Origin of the sequence: Phenylobacterium sp. (assembly GCF_037189685.1) — a bacterium.
Classification (GTDB): Bacteria; Pseudomonadota; Alphaproteobacteria; order Caulobacterales; family Caulobacteraceae; genus Phenylobacterium.
Genome location: NZ_JBBCIT010000003.1, coordinates 77,504 through 99,284 on the forward strand (window position 1 = coordinate 77,504; position 21,781 = coordinate 99,284).

The 21,781-nt window shown below is 69.6% G+C and carries 19 protein-coding genes; 5 read left to right on the top strand and 14 right to left on the bottom strand.

The features are described 5' to 3' along the window. Positions 1 to 8: 8 nt before the first annotated feature. The 3 genes from ntrC to dusB are packed head-to-tail and all read right to left on the bottom strand — an operon-like array spanning position 9 to position 3,564. Positions 9 to 1,430 carry a nitrogen regulation protein NR(I) gene (gene ntrC, locus WG212_RS01755; protein WP_337185342.1) on the bottom strand — a complete coding sequence of 474 codons (1,422 nt, stop codon included), beginning with the start codon at positions 1,428 to 1,430 and terminating at the stop codon, positions 9 to 11. Continuing rightward, the gene (locus WG212_RS01760) at positions 1,427 to 2,560 is read right to left on the bottom strand and encodes an ATP-binding protein (protein WP_337185343.1); all 1,134 of its coding nucleotides are present in this window, start codon (positions 2,558 to 2,560) and stop codon (positions 1,427 to 1,429) included. The genes ntrC and WG212_RS01760 overlap by 4 nt, the downstream gene beginning before the upstream one ends. Further along, complete coding sequence (gene dusB / locus WG212_RS01765; protein WP_337185344.1) at positions 2,557 to 3,564, bottom strand: tRNA dihydrouridine synthase DusB; 1,008 nt, start codon at positions 3,562 to 3,564, stop codon at positions 2,557 to 2,559. The genes WG212_RS01760 and dusB overlap by 4 nt, the downstream gene beginning before the upstream one ends. 100 nt (positions 3,565 to 3,664) lie before the next feature. Between dusB and WG212_RS01770 the strand changes: the two genes are divergently transcribed. Further along, on the top strand, positions 3,665 to 4,810 hold the full coding sequence (locus WG212_RS01770; protein WP_337185345.1) for a bifunctional 2-C-methyl-D-erythritol 4-phosphate cytidylyltransferase/2-C-methyl-D-erythritol 2,4-cyclodiphosphate synthase: 1,146 nt from the start codon (positions 3,665 to 3,667) through the stop codon (positions 4,808 to 4,810). A 12-nt stretch (positions 4,811 to 4,822) separates the two neighbouring features. On the opposite strand, the gene WG212_RS01775 is transcribed toward WG212_RS01770, so the two are convergent. Continuing rightward, entirely contained in the window at positions 4,823 to 7,111 is a 2,289-nt protein-coding gene (locus tag WG212_RS01775) for a fused MFS/spermidine synthase (RefSeq protein WP_337185346.1), read from the bottom strand. A gap of 72 nt (positions 7,112 to 7,183) precedes the next feature. On the opposite strand from WG212_RS01775, the gene WG212_RS01780 reads away from it, so the two are divergent. After that, the gene (locus WG212_RS01780) at positions 7,184 to 7,675 is read left to right on the top strand and encodes a CinA family protein (RefSeq protein ID WP_337185347.1); all 492 of its coding nucleotides are present in this window, start codon (positions 7,184 to 7,186) and stop codon (positions 7,673 to 7,675) included. Here the strand turns inward: WG212_RS01780 and WG212_RS01785 are convergent. Next, a complete protein-coding gene (locus tag WG212_RS01785) occupies positions 7,648 to 8,130 on the bottom strand; it encodes an SRPBCC family protein (RefSeq protein WP_337185348.1) in 483 nt (160 codons plus the stop codon). The genes WG212_RS01780 and WG212_RS01785 overlap by 28 nt on opposite strands. Positions 8,131 to 8,140: 10 nt before the next feature. After that, entirely contained in the window at positions 8,141 to 9,103 is a 963-nt protein-coding gene (gene lipA, locus WG212_RS01790) for a lipoyl synthase (protein WP_337185349.1), read from the bottom strand. Between the two features lie 151 nt (positions 9,104 to 9,254). On the opposite strand from lipA, the gene WG212_RS01795 reads away from it, so the two are divergent. Further along, positions 9,255 to 10,808 (top strand): AMP-binding protein, encoded by a 1,554-nt coding sequence (locus tag WG212_RS01795; protein WP_337185350.1) that lies wholly within the window; start codon positions 9,255 to 9,257, stop codon positions 10,806 to 10,808. A 23-nt stretch (positions 10,809 to 10,831) separates the two neighbouring features. Here the strand turns inward: WG212_RS01795 and lpdA are convergent, their stop codons facing one another. The 7 genes from lpdA to WG212_RS01830 all read right to left on the bottom strand — a co-directional run bounded on the left by lpdA (position 10,832) and on the right by WG212_RS01830 (position 18,266). Continuing rightward, on the bottom strand, positions 10,832 to 12,217 hold the full coding sequence (lpdA, locus tag WG212_RS01800; protein WP_337185351.1) for a dihydrolipoyl dehydrogenase: 1,386 nt from the start codon (positions 12,215 to 12,217) through the stop codon (positions 10,832 to 10,834). A gap of 10 nt (positions 12,218 to 12,227) precedes the next feature. Then, the gene (locus WG212_RS01805) at positions 12,228 to 13,544 is read right to left on the bottom strand and encodes a pyruvate dehydrogenase complex dihydrolipoamide acetyltransferase (protein ID WP_337185352.1); all 1,317 of its coding nucleotides are present in this window, start codon (positions 13,542 to 13,544) and stop codon (positions 12,228 to 12,230) included. Continuing rightward, complete coding sequence (locus WG212_RS01810; protein WP_337185353.1) at positions 13,541 to 13,948, bottom strand: GFA family protein; 408 nt, start codon at positions 13,946 to 13,948, stop codon at positions 13,541 to 13,543. Before WG212_RS01810 ends, WG212_RS01805 begins: the two co-directional genes overlap by 4 nt. 151 nt (positions 13,949 to 14,099) lie before the next feature. Further along, positions 14,100 to 15,548, bottom strand: coding sequence for a pyruvate dehydrogenase complex E1 component subunit beta (locus WG212_RS01815; RefSeq protein ID WP_337185354.1), 1,449 nt, complete (start codon positions 15,546 to 15,548; stop codon positions 14,100 to 14,102). Beyond that, entirely contained in the window at positions 15,545 to 16,621 is a 1,077-nt protein-coding gene (gene pdhA / locus WG212_RS01820) for a pyruvate dehydrogenase (acetyl-transferring) E1 component subunit alpha (RefSeq protein ID WP_337185355.1), read from the bottom strand. Before pdhA ends, WG212_RS01815 begins: the two co-directional genes overlap by 4 nt. A 51-nt stretch (positions 16,622 to 16,672) precedes the next feature. After that, positions 16,673 to 16,969 (bottom strand): septum formation initiator family protein, encoded by a 297-nt coding sequence (locus tag WG212_RS01825; RefSeq protein WP_337185422.1) that lies wholly within the window; start codon positions 16,967 to 16,969, stop codon positions 16,673 to 16,675. Between the two features lie 112 nt (positions 16,970 to 17,081). Further along, the gene (locus WG212_RS01830; protein ID WP_337185356.1) at positions 17,082 to 18,266 is read right to left on the bottom strand and encodes a hypothetical protein; all 1,185 of its coding nucleotides are present in this window, start codon (positions 18,264 to 18,266) and stop codon (positions 17,082 to 17,084) included. Between the two features lie 114 nt (positions 18,267 to 18,380). Between WG212_RS01830 and WG212_RS01835 the strand changes: the two genes are divergently transcribed. Further along, positions 18,381 to 19,499 carry a helix-turn-helix transcriptional regulator gene (locus tag WG212_RS01835; RefSeq protein ID WP_337185357.1) on the top strand — a complete coding sequence of 373 codons (1,119 nt, stop codon included), beginning with the start codon at positions 18,381 to 18,383 and terminating at the stop codon, positions 19,497 to 19,499. A gap of 53 nt (positions 19,500 to 19,552) precedes the next feature. Next, complete coding sequence (locus WG212_RS01840; protein WP_337185358.1) at positions 19,553 to 20,380, top strand: hypothetical protein; 828 nt, start codon at positions 19,553 to 19,555, stop codon at positions 20,378 to 20,380. On the opposite strand, the gene eno is transcribed toward WG212_RS01840, so the two are convergent. Further along, complete coding sequence (gene eno, locus WG212_RS01845) at positions 20,377 to 21,657, bottom strand: phosphopyruvate hydratase (protein WP_337185359.1); 1,281 nt, start codon at positions 21,655 to 21,657, stop codon at positions 20,377 to 20,379. The two genes, WG212_RS01840 and eno, sit on opposite strands and share 4 nt — an antisense overlap. Positions 21,658 to 21,781: the final 124 nt, after the last annotated feature.

Below are 21,781 nucleotides of genomic sequence, written 5' to 3' on the forward strand. Positions count from 1 at the left end.
GTACAGGCTCAGCGACGCCCGCGCGCCATCTCCACGCCCAGGTCCTGGATCTTCTTCCGCAGGGTGTTGCGGTTCAGGCCGAGGATCTCGGCGGCGCGCACCTGATTGCCACGGGTCGCGGCCAGGGTGAGCTGGATCAGCGGGCGCTCCACCTCCTCCAGGACCCGGTCGTAGAGGCCGGGCGGCGGGATGCCGTCGGGCTGGTCGGCGAAGTAGCCGGACAGCTTCTGCTCCACGAGCTGCGACAGGGTCGCCGGTCCTTCCTGACCCTGCACCACGGGCTGGTGGTCGGCCAGTTCGCGCTCGATGATGCGGGCGGTGATCAGGTCCTCGCCGTAGAGCGCGCAGACGCGGCGGATCAGATTTTCGAGCTCGCGCACGTTGCCCGGCCAGGCGTGTCGCTTCAGCCGCTCGAGAGCGCTGGAATCGATGGTCTTCGCGGGCAGGCCCTCGCGGTTGGCGCGCAACAGGAAGGCGCGGGCGAGGTCCGGGATATCCTCGGCCCGGTCACGCAGCGGCGGAATGCGCAATGGCGCGACGTTCAGGCGGAAGAATAGGTCCTCGCGGAACAGCCCCTGCTGGATCAGGGCGCGAAGGTCGCGGTTGGTCGCCGCGATGATCCGCACGTTCGGCCGCCGCCCGGTCTTGGGATTCAGCGCCGGTTCGGAGCCGTCGATCACCCGCAGCAGGCGCGTCTGGGCGTCCAGGGGCATGTCGCCGATCTCGTCGAGGAACAGCGTGCCGCCGTCGGCCTCGATCAGCTTGCCGAAGTCGCCCTCCTCCTTGCCGAACAGCTCGCTTTCCACACGCTCACGGGGTGTGGCGGCCAGGTTGATGACCACGAACTTGCCGTCGCGGCGGCGGCCCATGTCGTGCAGGGCGCGGGCGACCAGTTCCTTGCCGGCGCCGGATTCGCCGGTGATCAGCACGGTCAGGTCGGCGCCGACCAGGCGGGCGATCGTCCGGTAGACGTCCTGCATCGGCCCCGAGCGGCCGATCAGCGGCAGGCGGTCGTCGCGCACCGCCCGGGCCTGGGCCTTGGCGGCCTCGCTGTCGGCCGGACGCGACAGGGCCCGGCGCGCGGCCGAGGTCATGTCGTCCAGGTCGAACGGCTTGGGAACATACTCGAACGCCCCCACCTCGGCCGCGTTGACGGCCGTGATCAGGTTGTTCTGGGCGCTCATCACGATGACGGGCAGCTTGGGCCGGCTCTTCTTGATGCGCGGCAGGACGTCGAACACGTTCTCGTCCGGCATCACGACGTCGGTGACCACGAGGTCGCCCTCGCCGTCCGTCACCCACTTCAGCAGCGTCGTGGCGTTGCCCGTCGCGCGGACCTGATACCCCAGCCTCGTAAAGGCCTGGGACAGGACCAGCCGGATCGACGAATCGTCGTCGGCGATCAGGATCTTCTTGGAAGCGGCATTCATGCGTGGACGCCTGACGTGAAGGTTTCGTCCCCGGCCGCGATCGGCAGGAGGACGCGGAAAATGGTTCGCCCCGGCTCGGACTCGAAGTCGATCAGACCGCCGTGACCGGTGACCAGCTTGGCCACCAGCGCCAGGCCCAGACCGGCGCCGTTGGCCTTGGAGGTGACGAAGGGCTGGAAGAGGCTTTCGCGGATATGCTCGGGGATGCCCGGACCGTTGTCCTGGATGCGCACCTCCAGCGGCGCCCCGCGCAGGGCCTGCCCCTTGGCCGAACGCACACGCACCCCATGCCGATAGGCCGTGTGTATCGAGACCTCGCCGCGGCCGTCACCGCGCGCATGGGCGGCCTCGGCGGCGTTCTTCACGAGGTTGAGGAATATCTGGATCAGTTGGTCCTCGTCGCCCATCACGGGCGGCAGGGAGGGGTCGTAGCGTTCCTTCAGGCCCAGGCCGTCCGCCACGCCATTGGCGGCCAGCGCCCGCACCCGGTCGAGGATCTGGTGGATGTTGAGCGGCGTGAGCGATGGCAAGGCGTCGTCGGAGAACGCCTCCATGCGATCCACCAGACGGCGCACGCGATCGGTCTCGTCCACGATGAGCTGAGCCAGGGGCGCATCCTCGGCCTTGGCGCCGCTCTTCAGGAGTTGGGCCGCCCCCCGGATTCCGGCCAGAGGGTTCTTGATCTCGTGCGCCAGCATGCGGCCCAGGCCCACCAGGGACCGCAGGCCGGCCGCCTCGTGCGCGCCGCGCTCCACGCCCAGGCCGTTGCGGACCGTGAGCGTCAGAAGCACCGAGCCATCGCTCAGAGGCGCGGCGGCGCCGTCGGCCTCGAACGGCGGAAGGCCGAACAGGCTGATGTGGACCCCCCGCTCGCGCACGCGGGCGTCCTCCTCGATGGCTCGGTTCAGAAGCGAGACCAGGGCCGAACCCGGCGGCAGCGCCGCGCGGAACCGGCCCCGCGCCAGGAGGCCCAGCCCCTGTCCGAACAGGGCTTCCGCCGCTTCGTTCACGGCCACCAGAGCGCCGTCCGCGCTGACGACCAGCGAGGGGTCGGGGCTGAGTTCGAAGGCCTGGGCCTTCAGGGTGTCGAGTTGCGCGCCCTTCGCCTGTAACCGGGTCGTTCCTGTCATGCCGCCAGCCTGTGGTCCCGCGTTGTCCAGAGGGCGGTGAGCCCCCGCTCGACCGATCGGGCGTCCTCCAGGCGGCACAGAGCCGCACGCGCTTCTCTCCGGGCCCGAGCATCGGCGGGCCAGGGGGCGTTTTCGATGTAGGCGGCCAGGTGCTTGCGGAAGATCCGCAGGCCCAGGCGCTCGCCGTAGAATTCCAGGCTGTCGCGCAGATGGGCGACGGCGATGGCCAGGCGCCCATCTGCGTCGGGTTCGGCGAACGTCCGCCCGTCCAGTTCCGTCTCGATCTGGGCGGCGATCCAGGGCCGGCCGTAGACGCCCCGCCCCACCATCACGGCGTCGGCGCCGCTGGCCGCAAGCGCGCGCGCGGCCGTCCCGCCGTCCACGATGTCGCCGTTGACGATCAGCGGCAGCGAGATGGCCTCGCGCACCTCGCGCACGGCCGCCCAGTCCGCATCGCCCTTGTAGAACTGGCAGCGCGTGCGGCCATGCACCGTCACCGCCTTCACGCCCGCCGCTTCGGCCCGCGCTGCGAGGCCGGGCGCATTGCGCGCGGCGTCGTCCCAGCCAAGCCGCATCTTGACGGTGACGGGCGCCGCCACCGCGTCGACGGCCGCCTCCATGAGTTCGACCGCGAGATCGGGCTCGCGCATCAGCGCCGAGCCGCCGTGGCCCCCGGTCACCTCCCGCGCGGGACAGCCGAAGTTGAGGTCGATGATGTCCGCCCCGGCGGCCTCGGCCAGGCGCGCGCCCTCGGCCATCGCCCTCGGGTCGCGGCCGACCAACTGGATCACCGTGAGAGGCAGCCCCTCGCCGACCGCCGCGCGACGCACCACGTCCGGACGCCCTTTCGCGAACTCGGCGCAGGCGACCATTTCCGTCGAGACGTACGCCGCGCCCAGGCGACTGGCGGCGCGACGGAACGGAAGGTCCGAGACCCCCGTCATCGGGGCGATCCAGACCCGCCCCGCAACCCGAACACCGCCGATGTCGACCGTATTGCTCATTTTGTAATCAATCCTAACGCCGTATTTCTAGGCAGAATGATGCGGCGCCGTAAAGCGGGAAAGCTGGCGGAACGAACCGCAGTTCCCTATTAGCGCGGGCATGACGTTCTCAGCCGTGATCGTAGCGGCGGGCGAAGGCCTGCGCGCCGGGCCGGGCGCGCCCAAGGCGTGGCGACCGCTGGGAGGGCGTCCCCTCCTGCGCTGGTCCGTCGAGGCGATGACGGCCTCGGGCGCGCGACAGGTCGTGGTGGTGGTGGCGCCGGATCGGGCCGATTCACTGGCCGGAGCCTTGGCGGGGCTGAACGGCTGGCAGGCCGTGGCCGGCGGGAAAACCCGAGCTGAATCCGTTCTTTGCGGTCTTGCAGTGATCAACGGCGGCCCGGATGAGCCGGTGCTCGTCCACGACGCCGCCCGTCCGTTCGTGACGCGCCGGCATATCGAGGTCCTGCTCGACGCCCTGAGCCACGCGGACGGCGCCGTCCCGGCGCTGCCGGTCGCGGACACGCTCAAGCGCGGGGATGCGGTGGTGGAGGCCACCGTGCCGCGGGCCGGCCTGTGGCGCGCCCAAACGCCGCAGGCCTTCCGGCGTGGCCGCCTGGCCGCCGCCTACGCCGCATGGCCGGCCGACGAGGAGCCTACCGACGACGCCTCGATCGTCGAACGTGCGGGGGGCCGCGTGGCCCTGGCGTCCGGCGATCCGATCCTGATGAAGCTGACCTACCCGGAGGATTTCCTGCTGGCTGAACATATCGCCGCCGGCCAGCGCATGGTGCGGCTTGGCCAGGGCGTGGACGCCCATCGCTTCGGCCCCGGCGACGCCGTATGGCTCTGTGGCGTGCGGATTCCCCATGACCACGGCCTGGTGGGCCATTCCGACGCCGACTGCGGCCTGCACGCCCTGACCGACGCGGTCCTGGGCGCCATCGCCGACGGCGACATCGGCCAGCACTTCCCCCCGTCCGATCCACAGTGGAAAGGCGCATCGTCGGACCGCTTCCTGGCGCACGCCGCGGCGCGTGTGGCGGCGCGCGGCGGCCGGATCCTGAACGTCGACGTCACCCTGATCTGCGAGCGCCCGAAGATCGGCCCGCATCGCGACGCCATGCGCGCCCGCGTCGCCGAGATCCTCGGGCTTCCGATCGATCGCGTGAGCGTGAAGGCCACCACGACCGAGGGCATGGGATTCACCGGCCGCGGCGAAGGCCTGATGGCCCAGGCCGTCGTGACGGTGGAGACGCCTCTCTAGGGCGACCGGCCTCTAGGGCAGCCAGGTCCACCGGCCCTTGAGGTTGGCGTAGAGCGAGCCGGCGAGATTGGTGTAGTCGTCGGTCCAGGGGCGCGCTTTGAAGGGGTCGGCGTCCCGCCAGCGCCCGTCGGCGGCGAAGGCGGCCAGGGCCTCCCGGTTGCGCGCGACGATGACCGCGTCTTCCGACGACTCCCAGGTGCCTTTGGGATCGACCTCGCCAGGCCGGTAGTTCTGGGCCATGGCGTAGCCGCCGGCGGCCCGGGCGACGGCCTGGGCGGGGTTCATCAGATCGAGGTTGCGGTTGGACAGGTGCAGGATCAGCACGCCGTCGGGCTTCAGCTTCCTGAGGTAGCCCCGCACCGCCTCGACGGTCAGCAGATGCGCCGGAACCGCGTCCGACGAAAATGCGTCGATCAGCAGGATGTCGAAGCTGGCGTCCGGCTGCTCGGCCACGGTCAGGCGCGCGTCGCCGATCACATAGTCGACCAGGCTCTTGGCGCAGAGCGTGGTGTAGGTGAAATGCGCCGCATCCGTCGCCACCCGCACCACCAGCGGATCGATCTCGAAGAAGGTCAGGTGATCGGTCTCGCGGACGTAACCGGCGACCGAGCCCGTCCCCAGGCCGACCGTCCCGATGCGAAGGCCGGGCTTCTCCTTCTGCCGGGCGACGAACACCTGCCCGATGGGCGTGCTGGGCGTATAGTAGACCATCGGCTGGCACGCATACTCGGGGTTCTGCGCCTGGGCGCCGTGCAGCGTGGTGCCGTGGGCCAGCATCTTCACCCGGCCGTCGAGGCTGGGGACATAGGTCTGCGAGAGCTTCAGCACGCCGAAGAAGCTGCGCCAGCTCTGGCGCGTGTCGGTCCGGTCGGCCGCGGTCTCGGCCGCGTACGACATCACGGCGATGATGGCGAGAAAGAACAGGGCCTGCCGACGCACCATGAACGCCGCGATCACCGCGAGACCCAGCAGCCCCTTGACTGCCATGTCGAACAGTTCGGCCTGGTCGAACGACCCCACGACGGATTCCGTGGTCATCCTCGAGCCGGCGAAGGTGACCGCGATCGGGGTGGCGACCGCCGCGATGACGCCCAGGATCAGCATCGCCCAGGTCCAGGTCTGCACCCGGTTCAGGTCGCCCCACGGCCGCGCCAGGCAGGCCAGGGCCAGGACGATCGGGTATTCCCAGACGTCGTTGAAGATCACCGGCGCCAGGAAGGCGTTGAAGGCGCCCCCGACCACCCCGCCCAGGGACAGGCAGAGGTAGAACTCGGTGAGGTGCGCCGGGTCCGGACGCCGCGCCACCAGCCGCTGGTGACACATCAGCGCGGTCAGGAAGAAGGCCGCGAGGTGGACGAAGAGCTGGACGCCGAAGAAGCTGGCCCGGAACGGCAGGAACGCCGCGCAGATCGCTACCGCCGCGGCCTGGAGCACGAGGGTGACGCCCAGCGGGATCAGCGGCCGATCCTGGAAGGCGATGATGAAGGTCGTGAGGTAGAGCGCCAGCGGCAGCACCCAGAGGAACGGCGCCGACGCCACGTCGGTCGTGATGTAGGTCGAGACGCCCAGCATCAGGCTGGACGGGATCGCGGCCAGCAGGACCCAGATCGCCCGCTGACGCCATGTGGGCGGCGTCGTCGTGGCCCGGACCTTCACCACTTCGGCGGCGCGGACGCGCGACACGGCCACGCCCAGCGTCGCGATGACCAGTACGAACAGGGCGTAGCCGGCGCTCCAGCCGTAGCGCTGGCCAGCGAGCGAAGACAGCGGCTCCACCAGCACGGGATAGGCCAGCAGTGCGATCAGGCTGCCGAAGTTGCTGGCGGCGTAGAGGGCGTAGGGCTCCTTGCCTTCCGCCACCCCGATGGTCCGTGCGTGCCAGGCCTGCACCAGCGGCGCGGTGGCGGAAAGGACGGCGAAGGGCGCGCCGATGGACAGGGCCAGAACCGCCAGCAGCCACAGGTTGGGATGCTCGGAGGACGGGGGGCCGGCGAGGCCGTTCACCCGCAGCGGCAAGGCGATGGCCGCGACGATCAGGGCCGAGACGTGGGCGATCGCCTGTCCCCGGACCGAGGGGATGCGCTGAAGGAGATGGGCGTAGAAGTAGCCGGCCAGCAGGGCGATCTGGAAGAACGCCATCGAGGTGTTCCAGACCGACGGGCTTCCCCCCAGCAGGGGCAACACCAGCTTGGCCACCATCGGCTGGACCATGAACACCAGCGCCGCGCTGGTGAACACGGTCAGGACGAACAGCGCCGGCGGCGCCTGGCGAGCCGGTGCGACGGCGGCCACGGTGGTCATGTCTCGAATCGCCTTGATGGAGCGGACGCGCGATGCTCTGTGAGCGGCGCGAGTAGAGGGACCTTCGAGCCGATGTTCAACCTGGAGATCACGACCCTGGCGCGGCTTCTCATCGACGAGGCGCGGGAACGGTCGCTGCGGATCGTCACGGCCGAGAGCTGTACCGGTGGCCTCGTCGCGGGCGCGATCTGCTCCATTCCAGGCTCCTCCGACGTCTTCGAGCGGGGCTTCGTCACCTATTCCAACCGCGCCAAGCAGGAACTCCTGGGTGTGCCGGGCGACCTGATCGCCGATCTGGGCGCCGTCTCCGAGCCCGTGGCGCGGATGATGGCCGAAGGCGCCCTGGAAGCCTCGAACGCCCACCTGTCGGTCGCCATCACCGGCGTCGCGGGTCCTGGCGGCGGCACGGCCATGAAGCCCGTCGGCACCGTCCACATCGCCACCGCGCGCACGAACCAGCGCCTGGTCCATGAGGAGTTCTTCTTCGAGGAGGACACCCGCGAGGGAATCCAGGCCGCCGCGGTGCAGGCGGCGCTTCAGATGCTGCGCGACCGGTTGGCCTGATCCAACTCGCCGGAGCCGTAGAGCGTCCGCGCCCGATCCTCGAAACAGCCCATCAGCCGGTCGACGGCGTGGTGGAAGTTGGCGGCCAGCAGCCCTTCCAGCAGCCGCGACTTGAACTGGAAGTCGATGTCGAATTCGATCCGCGTCCCTTCGGGATCGTCCAGGAACCGCCAGCGGTTGGTCAGCTTGCGGAACGGCCCCGACAGCAGGTTCACGTCGATCTGCCGCGCGCCGGCGTCGCGCCGCACACGGGTGGCGAACCGCTCCCTGAGGAACGAGAAGCCGACACCGGCCTCGGCGTCTACGCTGTCGACACCCTCGCCCGCCCCCCGGGCGTTCCAGGTCCGCATCGAGGTGATCCAGGGGACGAACTCAGGATAGCGCGCCACGTCGCCCACCAGGGCGAAGAGCTGGCCGGGCGTGTAGGGCAGCACGCGTGAGACGTGGTGGTGCAAGGGCGGAAGCCTAGGCCGCCGCTTCCCTCGCCCGGCGCGCGGCCTGCAGGCGGGCGAAATCCTCGTCGGCATGGTGCGAGGACCGGGTCAGCGGGCTGGCCGAGACCACGAGGAAGCCCTTGGCGCGGGCGATCTCCTCGTAGGCGCGGAATTCGTCGGGATGGACGAAGCGATCGACGGGCGCATGCTTGCGCGTGGGCTGGAGGTACTGGCCGATGGTGATGAAGTCGACGCCCGCCGAGCGCATGTCGTCCATCACCTGCATGACTTCTTCCTTGGCCTCGCCCAGCCCCACCATGATGCCGCTCTTGGTGAACTGTTCGGGATCGCGCTCCTTCACGCGTTCGAGCAGCCGGAGCGAGTGGTAGTAGCGGGCGCCGGGTCGGATCGACAGGTAGAGCCGCGGGACGGTCTCCAGGTTGTGGTTGAAGACGTCGGGCCGGGCGTCGATCACCGCATGGACGGCCTCCAGCGGCTTGCGCAGGAAGTCGGGCGTGAGAATCTCCACCGTCGTGCCCGGAGACGCCCCGCGGATCGCGCGGACCACGGCGGCGAAATGCGCCGCGCCGCCGTCGGCGAGGTCATCGCGGTCCACCGAGGTGATCACCACGTGGCGCAGGCCCATCTTCGCCACGGCGTCCGCCACGCGGGCCGGCTCGGTGGGATCGAGGGCGGCAGGCTTGCCGGTCGCGACGTTGCAGAAGGCGCAGGCCCGCGTGCAGATCTCGCCCATGATCATCATGGTGGCGTGGCTCTTCGACCAGCACTCGCCGATGTTCGGGCAGGCCGCTTCCTCGCACACCGTGACCAGGCCGTGGCCCTTCACGATATCTCGGGTGGCGTTGTAGCCGGGGGAGCCCGGCGCGCGGACGCGCAGCCACTCGGGCTTGCGCAGGATCGGCGAGTCGGGACGCGACTGCTTCTCAGGGTGCCGCGGGCGTTTGCCGCCCAGCGTGTCGATGACCACGGCCATGGCCCCTAGATCGTCCCTTCGCGGCCACGGATCAAGCCGTCGCCGCGCCGCACGCCCAAGGCAAAGCCTGTCACGTCCCGTAACCGATCTTTTCAGCAGCCGAGGGCGGCTATACCCTTTCCCCAACAAGACACAGAGGGAGGCGCCGCTCTTGCGTGCGTTCGACAGCGCCAAGGCGCAGTCCACCATCTTCGACGCCCTGATCCAGTCGGCGCGGAAACACGGGCTCAAGAAGCCGATCCTGGAGGACCAGGAACGAAGCCCCCTCACCTATCTCGACCTGATCCGCGCCGCTTTCGCGCTGGGACGGAAGATCGCGGCCTTCACCGCCCGGGGCGAACGTGTCGGCGTGATGCTGCCCTCCAGCTCGGGCGGGGTGGTGACGTTCTTCGCCCTGCACGCCTTCGGCCGCATCCCGACCATGCTCAACTTCACGGCGGGCATCCGGAACCTGAAGGCGGCCTGCGAACTGGCGGGCGTGAAGACGGTGCTGACGTCCCATCGCTTCGTCGAGCAGGGCAAGCTCCACGACCTGATCGACGCCCTCGAGACCATGACCTCGGTCATCTACCTGGAGGATGTGCGCAAGACGATCGGCCTCCCGGACAAGCTGTTCGCCGCCGCCGCCGGCGCCCTGCCAAAATCGTTCCGGACGGCGGTGAAGCCTTCGGACCCCGGCGTGATCCTGTTCACCTCGGGCAGCTTCGGCGCGCCGCGCGGCGTCGTCCTCAGCCACTCGAACCTGGTGGCCAACTGCAGGCAGGTGGCCCAGCACATCCCGCTGGACCCCACCTGGGTGTTCTTCAACCCGCTGCCGATCTTCCATTGCTTCGGCCTGACCGGCGGCGCGCTGCTGCCGATCTTCGAGGGCATGAAGGCGTTCCAGTACCCTTCCCCGCTGCACATCAAGCAGATCCCGCCGCTGGTGAAGGACACCCGGGCGAACGTGCTGTTCGCCACCGACACCTTCATCAACCAGTATGCGCGCTCGGCCGAGCCGGACGAGCTATCGGGCCTGACGTTCGTGGTCTGCGGCGCCGAGAAGGTGCGTGACGAGACCCACAACCTGATCAACGAACGGTTCGGGCCGATCCCGCTGCTGGAGGGCTACGGCGCCACCGAGGCCTCGCCGGTGATCGCGGTCAACACGCCCACCGACAACCGTCGCGGCACCGTGGGCGGCCTGCTGCCCGGCGTCGAGGCCCGCCTGGAGCCGGTGGAGGGCATTCCGGGCGGCGGCAAGCTTCTGGTCCGCGGGCCCAACATCATGTCGGGCTATCTGCGGGCGGACGGGGGCATCGACCCGCCGGAAGGGGGCTGGCACGATACGGGCGACGTCGTCTCGCTGGGCGACGACGACTGGATCAGGATCCTGGGCCGGGTGAAGCGCTTCGCCAAGGTGGGCGGCGAGATGGTGTCGCTGACCGCCGCCGAAGACCTGGCCGTCGCCGTGTGGCCGGACGGGCGCCACGCCGTGATCGCCCTGCCCGATCCGAAGAAGGGCGAGCGGATCGTCCTGGTGACCGACCGTCGCGACGCTGACGCCGCGGCGTTGCTGGCGCACGCGCAAACCATCGGCGCGCCCGAGATCGCCGTGCCGCGCAAGATCATCAAGGTGCCCGAAATCCCGGTGCTGGGCACGGGCAAGACCGACTATGTCGCGCTCCAGCGCATCGTCGACGCGGAGATGCAGCGGGGAGCGTAGTCCCTCCCCTCTTCATGGGGGGATCAGATGTGCAGGACTTTCCCGTAGGCGTCGAGCGACGCCTCGTGCATCGCCTCGCTCATGGTGGGATGAGGGAAGACGGTGGCGTGCAGCTCGGCTTCAGTGGCCTCCAGGGTCATGGCCAGGGCAAAGCCCTGGATCATCTCGGTGACCTCGGCCCCGATCATGTGGGCGCCGACGAGCGCGCCGGTCCTGCCGTCGAAGACCGTCTTCACGAACCCCTCGGTCTCGCCCGCAGCGATGGCCTTGCCGTTCACGCGGAACGGGAAGCGGCCCACCTTGGGCTCCAGCCCCTTCTCCTTCGCCTGAGCCTCGGTCAGGCCCACCGAGGCGATCTGGGGCGTGGTGTAGGTGCAGCCGGGAATCGGCGCGCTCAGGTTCGTGGGCGCCTCCCCCGCGATATGCTCGATGCAATGGACACCTTCATGGCTGGCCTTGTGCGCCAGCCAGGGGGGACCGGCCACGTCGCCAATGGCGTAGAGGCCCGGCACGCCCGTGGCGCCATGGCCGTCGGTGACCACGTGGGTCTTCTCGATCTTCACGCCCAGGGCCTCAAGGCCCATGTCCTCGACGTTGCCCACGATGCCCACGGCCACGATGGCGACATCGGCGCTCAGGATCTCGGCCTTGCCGCCGGCCTCGATCTCCAGGCTGACGCCCGTCTTCGACTTCGAGAGTTTCCTCACATTGGCCGGCACGCGGAACTTGATGCCCCGCTTCTCGAACGCCTTGTGCGCCGCCTTCGAGACTTCCTCGTCCTCCACCGGCAGGATGCGCGGCATCATCTCGACAACCGTAACATCCGACCCCAGAGCTCTGTAGAAGCTCGCGAATTCCATGCCGATGGCGCCCGACCCGATCACCACCAGCGACTTCGGGGCCGCCTTGGGGACCAGCGCCTCGCGATAGGTCCAGACCCGCTCGCCGTCCGGTTCAAGGCCGATGGCCGGAAGGGTCCGGGCGCGGGCTCCGGTCGCCAGGATCACGTGCTTGGCGGTCAGCTTACGATCGCCGACGACCACGGTCGGGGCGTCCTTGCCCTTCTCCAGCCGGGCGGCCCCCTCCACCACCTCGACCTTGTGTTTCTTCATCAGGAAGGCCACGCCCGAATTCAGTTGGGCCGCCACCTTCCGCGATCGCTGCACGACCGCGTCGAAGTCGAAGCCGCGCTTCTCGACCGAAAGGCCATAATCCTTGAGGTGGTCGAGCTGCTCGTAGACCTCCCCCGACTTCAGAAGCGCCTTGGTCGGAATGCAGCCCCAGTTCAGGCAGACGCCGCCCAGTTCCGTGCGTTCCACGATGGCGGTCTTGAAGCCGAGCTGACTGGACCGGATGGCGGTGACGTAGCCGCCGGGACCCGAGCCGATCACGATAACGTCGAAATCCATGCTTCGGGCCTCAGACGATCAGGGTGATGGGATCTTCGAGCAGCGGCTTGAACGCGGCCAGCCAGCGGGCGCCGGTGGCGCCGTCCACCACCCGGTGGTCGCAGGTCAGGGTGACGGACATCACCGTGGCGATCTCGATCTTGTCGCCGCGCACAATCGGCCGCTTCTCGCCCGCGCCCACCGACAGGATCGCGCCCTGCGGCTCGTTGATGATCGAGCTGAAGGTCTTGATCCCGAACATGCCGAGGTTGGAGACCGAGAAGGTGCCGCCCTGGAACTCCTCGGGCTTCAGCTTCTTGCTCCGCGCCCGCTCGGCCAGGTCCTTCGCCTCGGTGGCGATCTGCGCCAGGCCCTTGGTCTCGCAGGCCCGGATGATGGGCGTGATTAGGCCGCCGGGCACCGCCACGGCCATGGCGATGTCGGCGTGGTGGTGCATGGCGATGCCCTCGGGCGTGTAGGACGCATTGGCTTCGGGCACGCGCATCAGGGCCACGGCGGCGGCCTTCAGCACCAGGTCGTTGACGCTGACCTTCACGCCCTGCTTCTCCAGCAAGGCGTTGATCTTGGTCCGGGCGGCCAGCAGTTCGTCCAGCTCCACGTCGACGGTCAGCGGGAAATGCGGCACGTCGCGGAAGCTGTCGGTCATCCGCCGCGCGACCGTCTTGCGCATGCCGTCCAGCGGGATCAGGTCATAGCTGCCCGCCGGAATGCCCATCTGCTCCAGCGACCTGTGCTCGCGGGGCGCGGGTGCGGCGGATGGCGCCGCGGTGGCCGCAGGGGGCGCCTTGGCCTGCCCCGGCCTGGCCGCGTCGATGTCGGCCTTGACGATCCGGCCGTGGGGGCCCGAGCCGCTCACGGCGGACAGGTCGATCCCCTTCTGCTCGGCCAGCCGGCGCGCCAGCGGCGAGGCGAAGATACGCTGGCCGCCGCCGTCATGCGTCGTGGCCGACGGAGCCGGCTTTTTCCCGCTGTCCTCCGCCCTGGCGGGGGCGTTCCGGGGCGTCTCGGGCCCGGCCTTCGGCGCCTCCTTCGGTGTCTCGGGCTTGGCGGGTTCGGCCTTCGCAGGTTCGGCCTTGGCCGGCGCACCGCCCTCCTCCCCCAGCCGCGCGATGGGGGTGTTGACCTTCACGCCCTCGGTTCCCTCGGCCACCAGGATCTCGGAAACGACCCCCTCGTCGACGGCCTCGACCTCCATGGTCGCCTTGTCGGTCTCGATCTCGGCGATCACGTCGCCCGACTTCACCGTGTCGCCCGCCTTCACGAACCACTTGGCGAGGATGCCCTCCTCCATGGTCGGAGAAAGCGCGGGCATGAGGATGTCCGTCATGCGTGTTCCTTGGAGAGATGCGCGAGGGAAGCGCCGTTGGCCTCCCAGTTCTGGCCGTCGAAGGCCTCGATGACGAGGTCCAGCCCGTCGGTCGTATCCAGGCAGCGGGCGTTGACGCTCCAGCCGTCCGGGTTGGAGCGCGGCCGGTAGAAGCTCTTGATCCCGCATTCCGAGCAGAACAGGTGCTTGGCCACCCGCGTGTTGAACGTGTACTCGGCCAGCCGGTCGATGCCCCGCGTGATGCGGAACCGGCTTTCCGGCACGATGATGTGCACGAAGCCCGCCTTGGCGCACATGGAGCAGTTGCAGCTCTGGGCCTCGACGCGCTGCGGCAACGCCACCTCGAAGCGCACCCCGCCACAGTGGCACCCGCCCGCGCGCCAGGTGAAGGGGCTGTCGGTCATTCCCGAGCTCCGCTCATCCCCGCGCATGCTGGGACCCAGATGGAACGACTCAGATGTGGGTTCGAGAGGCTCAGCAGATATCCAGTCCGCCTCGGCGTTCGGCGATCTGGGTCCCGGCATGCGCGGGGATGAGCGGAATCTTGTGGAGCGGTCATCTGTACGAGACCGCCTTCGCCGCCTTCACGATCCGCTCGATCGAGGGCATCGAAAGCGCCTCGAGGTTCGCCGCGTAGGGCAGCGGCACGTCCTCCTGATGCACCCGCGCCGGCGGGGCGTCGAGATAGTCGAAGGCCAGCTCCGTCACCTTGGCCGCGATCTCGGCGCCGACGCCCATCGGGCCCCAGCCTTCCTCCACCGTCACCAGGCGGTTGGTCTTCTTCACGCTCTCGACGACGGTCTCGATGTCCATGGGCCGGATCGTGCGCAGGTCGACGACCTCGGCCTCGATCCCATCCTTCGCCAGCTCCTCGGCGGCGGCCAGGCAGAAGCCCACCATCCGCGAGTAGGCCACCAGGGTGACGCCGTTCCCCTCGCGCCGGACCTTGGCCTTGCCGATCGGGACGACCCAGTCCTCGACCTCCGGCACGTCGAACTCCTGGCCGTAGAGCATCTCGTGCTCCAGGAAGACCACGGGGTTCGGATCGCGGATCGCCGCCTTCAGCAGGCCCTTGGCGTCGGCCGCGTCGTAGGGCGCGATCACCTTCAGGCCGGGGACGTGGCCGTACCACGCGGCGTAGTCCTGGCTGTGCTGGGCGGCCACGCGGGCGGCGGCGCCGTTCGGGCCGCGGAAGACGATGGACGTCCGGATCTGCCCGCCCGACATGTACAGCGTCTTGGCCGCCGAATTGATGATGTGGTCGATCGCCTGCATGGCGAAGTTGAAGGTCATGAACTCGACGATCGGCTTCAGGCCGGCCATGGCCGCCCCCACGCCCAGGCCGGCGAAGCCGTGCTCGGTGATCGGCGTGTCGATCACCCGCTTGGCGCCGAACTCGTCCAGCAGGCCGCGGCTCACCTTGTAGGCGCCCTGGTACTGCGCCACCTCCTCGCCCATCAGGAAGACGTCGGGGTCGCGGCGCATCTCCTCGGCCATGGCGTCGCGCAGGGCGTCGCGGACCGTGGTCTTCACCAGGGTCACGCCCTCGGGCAGCTCGGGGTCCTTGAGCGTCTCCTTCGGCGTGACGGCGGCCGGCCCCTCGCCTTCCGGCCGGGTCTCGGCCTCTTCCGGCGGCTTCTTCTCGGGGTCGCCGGCGGACGCCTTGCCCTCGCCCTTGCCGGGCGACGCGTCGGCGACCGGAGTCTCGTCGGGCGCTTCCTCGGCCCGCGCCTCCTGGGCCTCGGGCGCGGGCTTGGCCGTCCCGCCCTCGCCGTCCAGTCGGGCGATGGGCGTGTTGACCTTCACCTCCTCGGTCCCCTCGGCCACCAGGATCTCGGCGACGACGCCCTCGTCCACGGCCTCGACCTCCATGGTCGCCTTGTCGGTCTCGATCTCGGCGATCACGTCGCCGGACTTCACCGTGTCGCCCGCCTTCACGAACCACTTGGCGAGCGTGCCCTCCTCCATGGTGGGCGAGAGCGCCGGCATCAGGATGTCGGTCACGCGCCCACTCCTTGGACAGAAGCTTCCGTGTAGACGTCGGTATAGAGCTCGGACGGGTCGGGCTCGGGCGAGGTGCGGGCGAACTCGGCCGCGTCGGCGACGATCTTCTTCACCTCGGCGTCGATGGCCTTGAGCGCCTCGGCGTCGGCCCAGCCGTTCGTCTCCAGCAGGTGCTCGACATGCTCGATGGGGTCGCGGGTCTTGCGGACCTCGTCCACCTCTTCCCGGGTGCGGTACTTGGCCGGGTCGCTCATGGAGTGGCCGCGGTAGCGGTAGGTCTTCATCTCCAGGATGTACGGCCCCTTGCCCCCGCGGGCGTGCTCGCAGGCGCGCTGGGCCGCCGCCTTCACGGCCAGCACGTCCATCCCGTCCACCTGCTCGCCGGGGATGTTGAACGAGATGCCGCGCTTGTAGAGCTCGACCTCGGACGTGGACCGGTCGATGGCCGTGCCCATGGCGTACTGGTTGTTCTCGATCACATAGACGACCGGCAGCTTCCAGACCGCCGCCATGTTGAAGCTCTCGTAGACCTGGCCCTGGTTGGCGGCGCCGTCGCCGAAGAAGGCGAAGCTGACCTTGCCGTCCTCGCGGTAGCTGTTGGCCAGCGCCAGGCCGGTGCCCAGGGCCACCTGCGCGCCCACGATGCCGTGGCCGCCGTAGAAGGCCGCCTCGGTCGAGAACATGTGCATCGACCCGCCCTTGCCCTTGGACGAGCCGCCGATGCGCCCCGTGAGCTCGGCCATCACCTCGCGCGGGTCCATGCCGGCGACCAGCATGTGGCCGTGGTCGCGGTAGCCGGTGATGAACTGGTCGCCAGGGTTCTTGGCCGCCTCGCAGCCGACGGCGATGGCTTCCTGGCCGATGTAGAGGTGGCAGAAGCCGCCGATCAGGCCCATGCCGTAGAGCTGGCCGGCGCGTTCCTCGAACCGGCGGATGAGCAGCATCTGGCGATAATATTCGAGCAGCTCGTCCTTGCCGGCGTCGGGGCTGGAATTGTGCCCTTTCCCGCCGGCCCGGCGGGGTGCGCTGGTGGTTTTCCGCCGACCGGCCGAAGCGGTCTGCCCGCGCGCCATGCGTTGCTCCCGTGATCCCTGATTCGTCCCCTGAAGACCGACGAACCAGCCTCAGGGTTGCATGCGGATCACATAGTCCCTCGGGTCGGCGAAGCCTAGCAGGGAGCGCGCCCTTTCCTCCAGGAGATCGGCGGAAAGGCTTTCGTCGCGCAGGAGGCGGGCGCGAACCTCCAGATCGTGCCGCCGCTCGGTCAGGTCGGCCAGTTCGGCGCGTTTCGCCGCCAAGGCCGCGTCCCGGCTGTCGGACTGCAGCAGGCCGCCCTCGCCCGTGAAGGCGTGATAGGCGAAATAGGCGATCAGGAGCGCCAGGAACGCGGTCGAGAGATAGGGGCGGAGGCGGTCGAGCACGGGAATCACGAAGGTTTCCGACATCCGACCATAGCGGCCCTCATGATTAACGAAACGTTGCAGCAAAGAGGGTGGCGCGACCTGGCCGCCGGCCGCGCCACCCGCCCGGCGGCTACGGGTAGACCGAAAGGCTGCACCAGACCCGGTAGCGGCCGCCGTCGCCGTTGAAGTTCATGCTGAACTGGCGGGCCGGATTGGCCGTCAGCCCCGCCCAGTCATAGTAGGACTTGGTGGCCGCCCCCAGGCTGAGCTGGATCACCTTCATGGCGATCAGGTCGTCCTTGAACCAGCTCAGGATCCAGTCGACCAGCAGGCCGACCAGCCAGCCCACCGCAGCGCCGAGGCCCGCGCCCAGGGGACCGAAGAACGAGCCCAGGGCCGCGCCGATCGCGCTGCCGACCGCCCCGGCGATCGCCTTCTTCACCTCGGCGCCGACCTTGTCCCAGAGTTCCTGGAGGAACTTGCCGAAGCCGCCCTCGTCCTTCTCGGCCATGACGAGGACCGCCGAATAGACGTGCGGCCAGTTGGAGTTGGTGAAGATGCTCCATTCGTGAAGCAGCCGCCCGCGCCCGCCGTAGACCTTCTTCTCGCCGGCGTCGAAGTCGTTGGAGACCATGAACTCGGGGATCTTGCGGGTGGTCCCGTCGGGAGCCGTGGCCGTGCCCCCCATCGCGATCTCGTCCGAGGCCGACCATTCGTCGGTCTCTTCCAGGCAGTGGACGCTGTTCAGGAAGAGCCCCAGCTTCTTGTACTTCGCGCCCGCCAGGACGTCCGGGTCGATGGCCTTCAGCTTGCGCAGGGCCTTGAGGTCGATGGCCTTCAGCGTGCGGGCCTTGAATAGGCTCGGCGCGCCTTCGATGCGCACGGCGTCGTTGTCGCCGAACTTCGCGAGCGCGCCCTGCAGCCTGGCGCCGTCGACGGCGACCTTGCCGACGGTGCGCCCGGCGTCGTCGAGGCCCTTGTAACGGGCGCTGTCGATCACCCCATAGCGCCCGAAGAAGTTGGCGCGGGTCGCGGCCGGGGCGGCCAGCATGCTCTGCGCCCGCGCCTGGCCCTTTTCGCGGGCGGCGGCCGGCCGGCTGGCCACCATCGCCTGGAACAGGCGATCCGCGTCGGTGGCCTCGGCGGGCTTCACGCCGGCGGCGGCCATGGCGAAGCCCAGCTTCAGCCGGTCGGCCACGTCGTTGAGCACAGCGCGGACCTCTGGCGCCGCGGGCGGCTGGGGGTCGACGACCACGAGTGAAGGCGATCGCGCCAGGGTGGCGGTCACGGGGCGGGTCAAGGTTTCAGAGGGCATGGGTTGTCTCCGTTCATCAAGTTTGCGCGATGCCCGCGCAGCTCCCGATGACGCGACGTACAGCTCAATCTAAAGTTGGTAATACCCCAATCAGGGGATGTGGAGCGCGGAACGATGGGCCCAGCCGACGTCGTCTTCAGCCTGGCGGACCGCTTCTACGAGGCGGTCGAGGACCCTGAAGCCATGCCGCATGCCCTCACGGCCCTGGCCCTCGCCGCGGGAGGCCACCACGCCGTCACGGCGCAGCAAGGGCATGGTGACGGCCGATGGGGCGCCGTGGCCGGCAACATGGATCCCGCGCTCAGCGGCCGGATGGTCGGGGCCCTGGACAGCGATCCGGTGCGCGTCTGGCTGAGCCGCTTCCCCCAGGCGGGCTGGGACCGGATGTGCCGGCTGGTGCCCACCCAGACGCCGCTGAGCCGCGCGCTCTACGCCAGCCGCTTCTACGCCGACTTCGTCGAGCCCCTGGACGGCCATCACGCCGCCCTCACCTCGGTCGACCTTGGTGAAACCCGCAGCTTCCTCTCCGTCTTCCGGCCCGAGCGGCTCGGCGACTACGAGCCCGAGGCGATGCAGGTGCTGGAAGGCGTGCGGCCCCATCTGGCCCGCGCCTTCCGGCTGGCGCGGCGACTGGCCGAGGCCGAGAACGGCCTCTTCGCGGCGTTCGGCATGCTCGACCGCCTTTCCAGTGCGGTGGTGCTTCTCGACCGTCGCCTGCAACTGATCTTCGCCAACCGCGAGGCGCTGGCGCTGGCGCAGAGGTCGGACGTCTTCACGCTCGACGAGCGAGGCCTGCGGCTGCGGTCGCCCCGGCCGGCGCGCGAACTCTCGGCGATGCTGCTGGCGGCCGGCGGCGATCGGGCGCCTCCGGACCGGCCGCTGCGCCTGCGCGTCGCGCGCGCGACGTCCCCCTTCCCGCTCCTGCTGCAGGTCGAGCGGCTGGAAACACCCGGCCTGCGGGCCGGTGGCGCATGTGTGGGGATCTTCATCGACGACCCCGGCGCGGCCCTCGCGGCGGACGCCGACGCGCTGGCCGACGCCTTCGGCCTCACGCCACGGGAAGCGGCGCTCACCGCGGTCCTGGCCCGGGGCCGTTCCCCTCGTGAGGCGGCGGTCGAACTGGAGATGTCCGAGGCCACGGCCAGGACGCACCTGAAGCGCATCCTCGACAAGGCGGGCGCGCACCGGCAGGCCGAGCTCGTGTCGCTGGTCGCCGGGCTGATCCGCCGCTAGCGGCGGCCGTCACGCCGGGCCATGCTGCTCCCGCCATCGGCGGAGGCACGTTCTTGACCCGCGAAGATCTGGCCCGCGACGAACTGATCCGGGCGCTCCAGGCGGCGGCCGCGCGCGATCCGGACGTGATCGCCCTGTTGCTGGGCGGAAGCCTGGGCGCCGGCGGCGGCGACCGGTGGAGCGACGTGGACACCATCCTCGTGACCCCGCCGGACCGTCACGCCGCCGTTGTGCAAGGCCTTCAGGCCTGGGTGTCGGCCATCGCGCGCCCCGTCCTGTGGCGACAGACCTTTCCGCCCCATCCCCTTTTCATGGCCGTCCTGCCCGGCTGGCTCCGGCTGGACGTCACCGTCACCATACCCGGGCATGTCACGGGCGCGCGCGACCGCGTGCGGGCGCTCTACGATCCACAGGACCTGATCGGCGGCCTGCCGGCCACCTATCCGCCCCGGGAACCCGATCCCCGGAAGATCGCGAGCCTGGTGGAGGAGTTTCTCCGCATCATCGGCTTGCTTCCGGTGGCCATGGGCCGCGACGAGCCGGTGCTGGCGGTGACGGGCGTGACCCTGCTGCGCGGTCTGTTGCAGGACCTGCTCGTCGAGGCCCAGGCGCCGCCGGCGCCCATGGGCGCCCTGTCCCTGTCACGGCTCCTTCCAGCGGAGGATGTGGCCCTGCTGGCGGCGCTTCCGATCCCCCGCGCGGACTGGAACGAGATCCTCGAGGCCAACCGGCGGTATGCGATAGAGTTCCTCTCGCGGGCCCGCGCGCTCGCCGCCCGGAGCGGCGCGCCCTGGCCCACGGCGCTGGAAGCCGAGGCGGCGAAGCGGCTGGCCCGCGACGCCGGCCTGGACGCGTCAGCCATCCTTCCGAGGGGAATCTAGAGGTTCCGCAGCGCGCCCCTGCCGGCGTAGATCGCCTGGTCGCCCAGTTCCTCCTCGATGCGCAGGAGCTGGTTGTACTTGGCCGTACGGTCCGAACGGGCCAGCGAGCCCGTCTTGATCTGGCCGCAGTTGGTGGCGACCGCGAGGTCGGCGATCGTCGAGTCCTCGGTCTCGCCCGAGCGGTGGCTCATCACGGCCGTGTAGCTGTTGCGATGCGCCAGATCGACGGCGTCGAGCGTCTCGCTCAGGGTGCCGATCTGGTTGACCTTCACCAGGATCGAGTTGGCCAGCCCCTTGCCGATGCCCATGCCCAGGCGCTCGGGATTGGTCACGAACAGGTCGTCGCCGACGAGCTGGACCGTGCCGCCCATCCTGTCGGTCAGCAGCTTCCAGCCCTCGAAGTCGTCTTCGCCGCAACCGTCCTCGATCGTCACGATCGGGAACTTCGCCACCAGGCCGGCCAGGTAGTCGACCATGCCGGCGGGATCGACCGTCTTGCCCTCGCCCTCCATGACGTACTTGCCGCCCTTGAAGAACTCGGTGGAGGCCACGTCGAGGCCCAGGTGGAAGTCCTTGGCGGCCTTGTAGCCCGCGCTCTCGCCAGCCTTGACGATGAAGGCCAGGGCCTCCTCGGCCGAACCGATGTTGGGCGCGAAGCCGCCCTCGTCGCCGACGTTGGTGTTGTGGCCCGCGGCCTTGAGCTGGGCCTTCAGGGCGTGGAAGATCTCGGCGCCCATGCGCAGGCCTTCGGCGAAGGTGTCCGCGCCGGTCGGCAGGATCATGAACTCCTGGATGTCGATGGGGTTATCCGCGTGCGCGCCGCCGTTGATGATGTTCATCATCGGCACCGGCAGGACCCGCGCCGAGACGCCGCCCACATATTTGTAGAGCGGCAGCGCCGCCGAGCTGGCCGCCGCCTTGGCCGTCGCCAGGCTGACGCCCAGGATGGCGTTGGCCCCCAGCCGGCTCTTGTTCTTCGTGCCGTCGAGATCGATCAGCAGCCGGTCGATGCGGCGCTGGTCCTCGGCGTCCGAGCCCGACAGGGCGTCGTAGATCTCGCCGTTCACCGCCTCGACGGCCTGGCGCACGCCCTTGCCGAGATAGCGACCCTTGTCGCCGTCGCGCTTCTCGACCGCTTCGTGCGCGCCCGTGGACGCGCCCGACGGCGCCGCCGCGCGGCCCATCGACCCATCTTCGAGGATCACGTCCACCTCGACGGTCGGATTGCCCCGGCTATCCAGGATCTCGCGGGCGGTGATATCGACGATCTCGGTCATGGCGGCGGCTGCGGGCTCCTCTGAAGTGGGGGCGAGCCTTAGCGCAAGCCGCCCGCCGGGGGCAACGGCGGCCTGGAACGGCGGCCTGGAACGACGGTCTGAGCCGTGGCGGTCGCGGCGACCC

Coding starts and splice junctions, on each gene's coding strand:
- ntrC (WP_337185342.1), bottom strand. CDS start 1,430: ATGAATGCCGCTTCCAAGAAGATCCTGATCGCCGACGACGATTCGTCG.
- WG212_RS01760 (WP_337185343.1), bottom strand. CDS start 2,560: ATGACAGGAACGACCCGGTTACAGGCGAAGGGCGCGCAACTCGACACC.
- dusB (WP_337185344.1), bottom strand. CDS start 3,564: ATGAGCAATACGGTCGACATCGGCGGTGTTCGGGTTGCGGGGCGGGTC.
- WG212_RS01770 (WP_337185345.1), top strand. CDS start 3,665: ATGACGTTCTCAGCCGTGATCGTAGCGGCGGGCGAAGGCCTGCGCGCC.
- WG212_RS01775 (WP_337185346.1), bottom strand. CDS start 7,111: ATGACCACCGTGGCCGCCGTCGCACCGGCTCGCCAGGCGCCGCCGGCG.
- WG212_RS01780 (WP_337185347.1), top strand. CDS start 7,184: ATGTTCAACCTGGAGATCACGACCCTGGCGCGGCTTCTCATCGACGAG.
- lipA (WP_337185349.1), bottom strand. CDS start 9,103: ATGGCCGTGGTCATCGACACGCTGGGCGGCAAACGCCCGCGGCACCCT.
- lpdA (WP_337185351.1), bottom strand. CDS start 12,217: ATGGATTTCGACGTTATCGTGATCGGCTCGGGTCCCGGCGGCTACGTC.
- WG212_RS01805 (WP_337185352.1), bottom strand. CDS start 13,544: ATGACGGACATCCTCATGCCCGCGCTTTCTCCGACCATGGAGGAGGGC.
- WG212_RS01810 (WP_337185353.1), bottom strand. CDS start 13,948: ATGACCGACAGCCCCTTCACCTGGCGCGCGGGCGGGTGCCACTGTGGC.
- pdhA (WP_337185355.1), bottom strand. CDS start 16,621: ATGGCGCGCGGGCAGACCGCTTCGGCCGGTCGGCGGAAAACCACCAGC.
- WG212_RS01830 (WP_337185356.1), bottom strand. CDS start 18,266: ATGCCCTCTGAAACCTTGACCCGCCCCGTGACCGCCACCCTGGCGCGA.
- WG212_RS01835 (WP_337185357.1), top strand. CDS start 18,381: ATGGGCCCAGCCGACGTCGTCTTCAGCCTGGCGGACCGCTTCTACGAG.
- eno (WP_337185359.1), bottom strand. CDS start 21,657: ATGACCGAGATCGTCGATATCACCGCCCGCGAGATCCTGGATAGCCGG.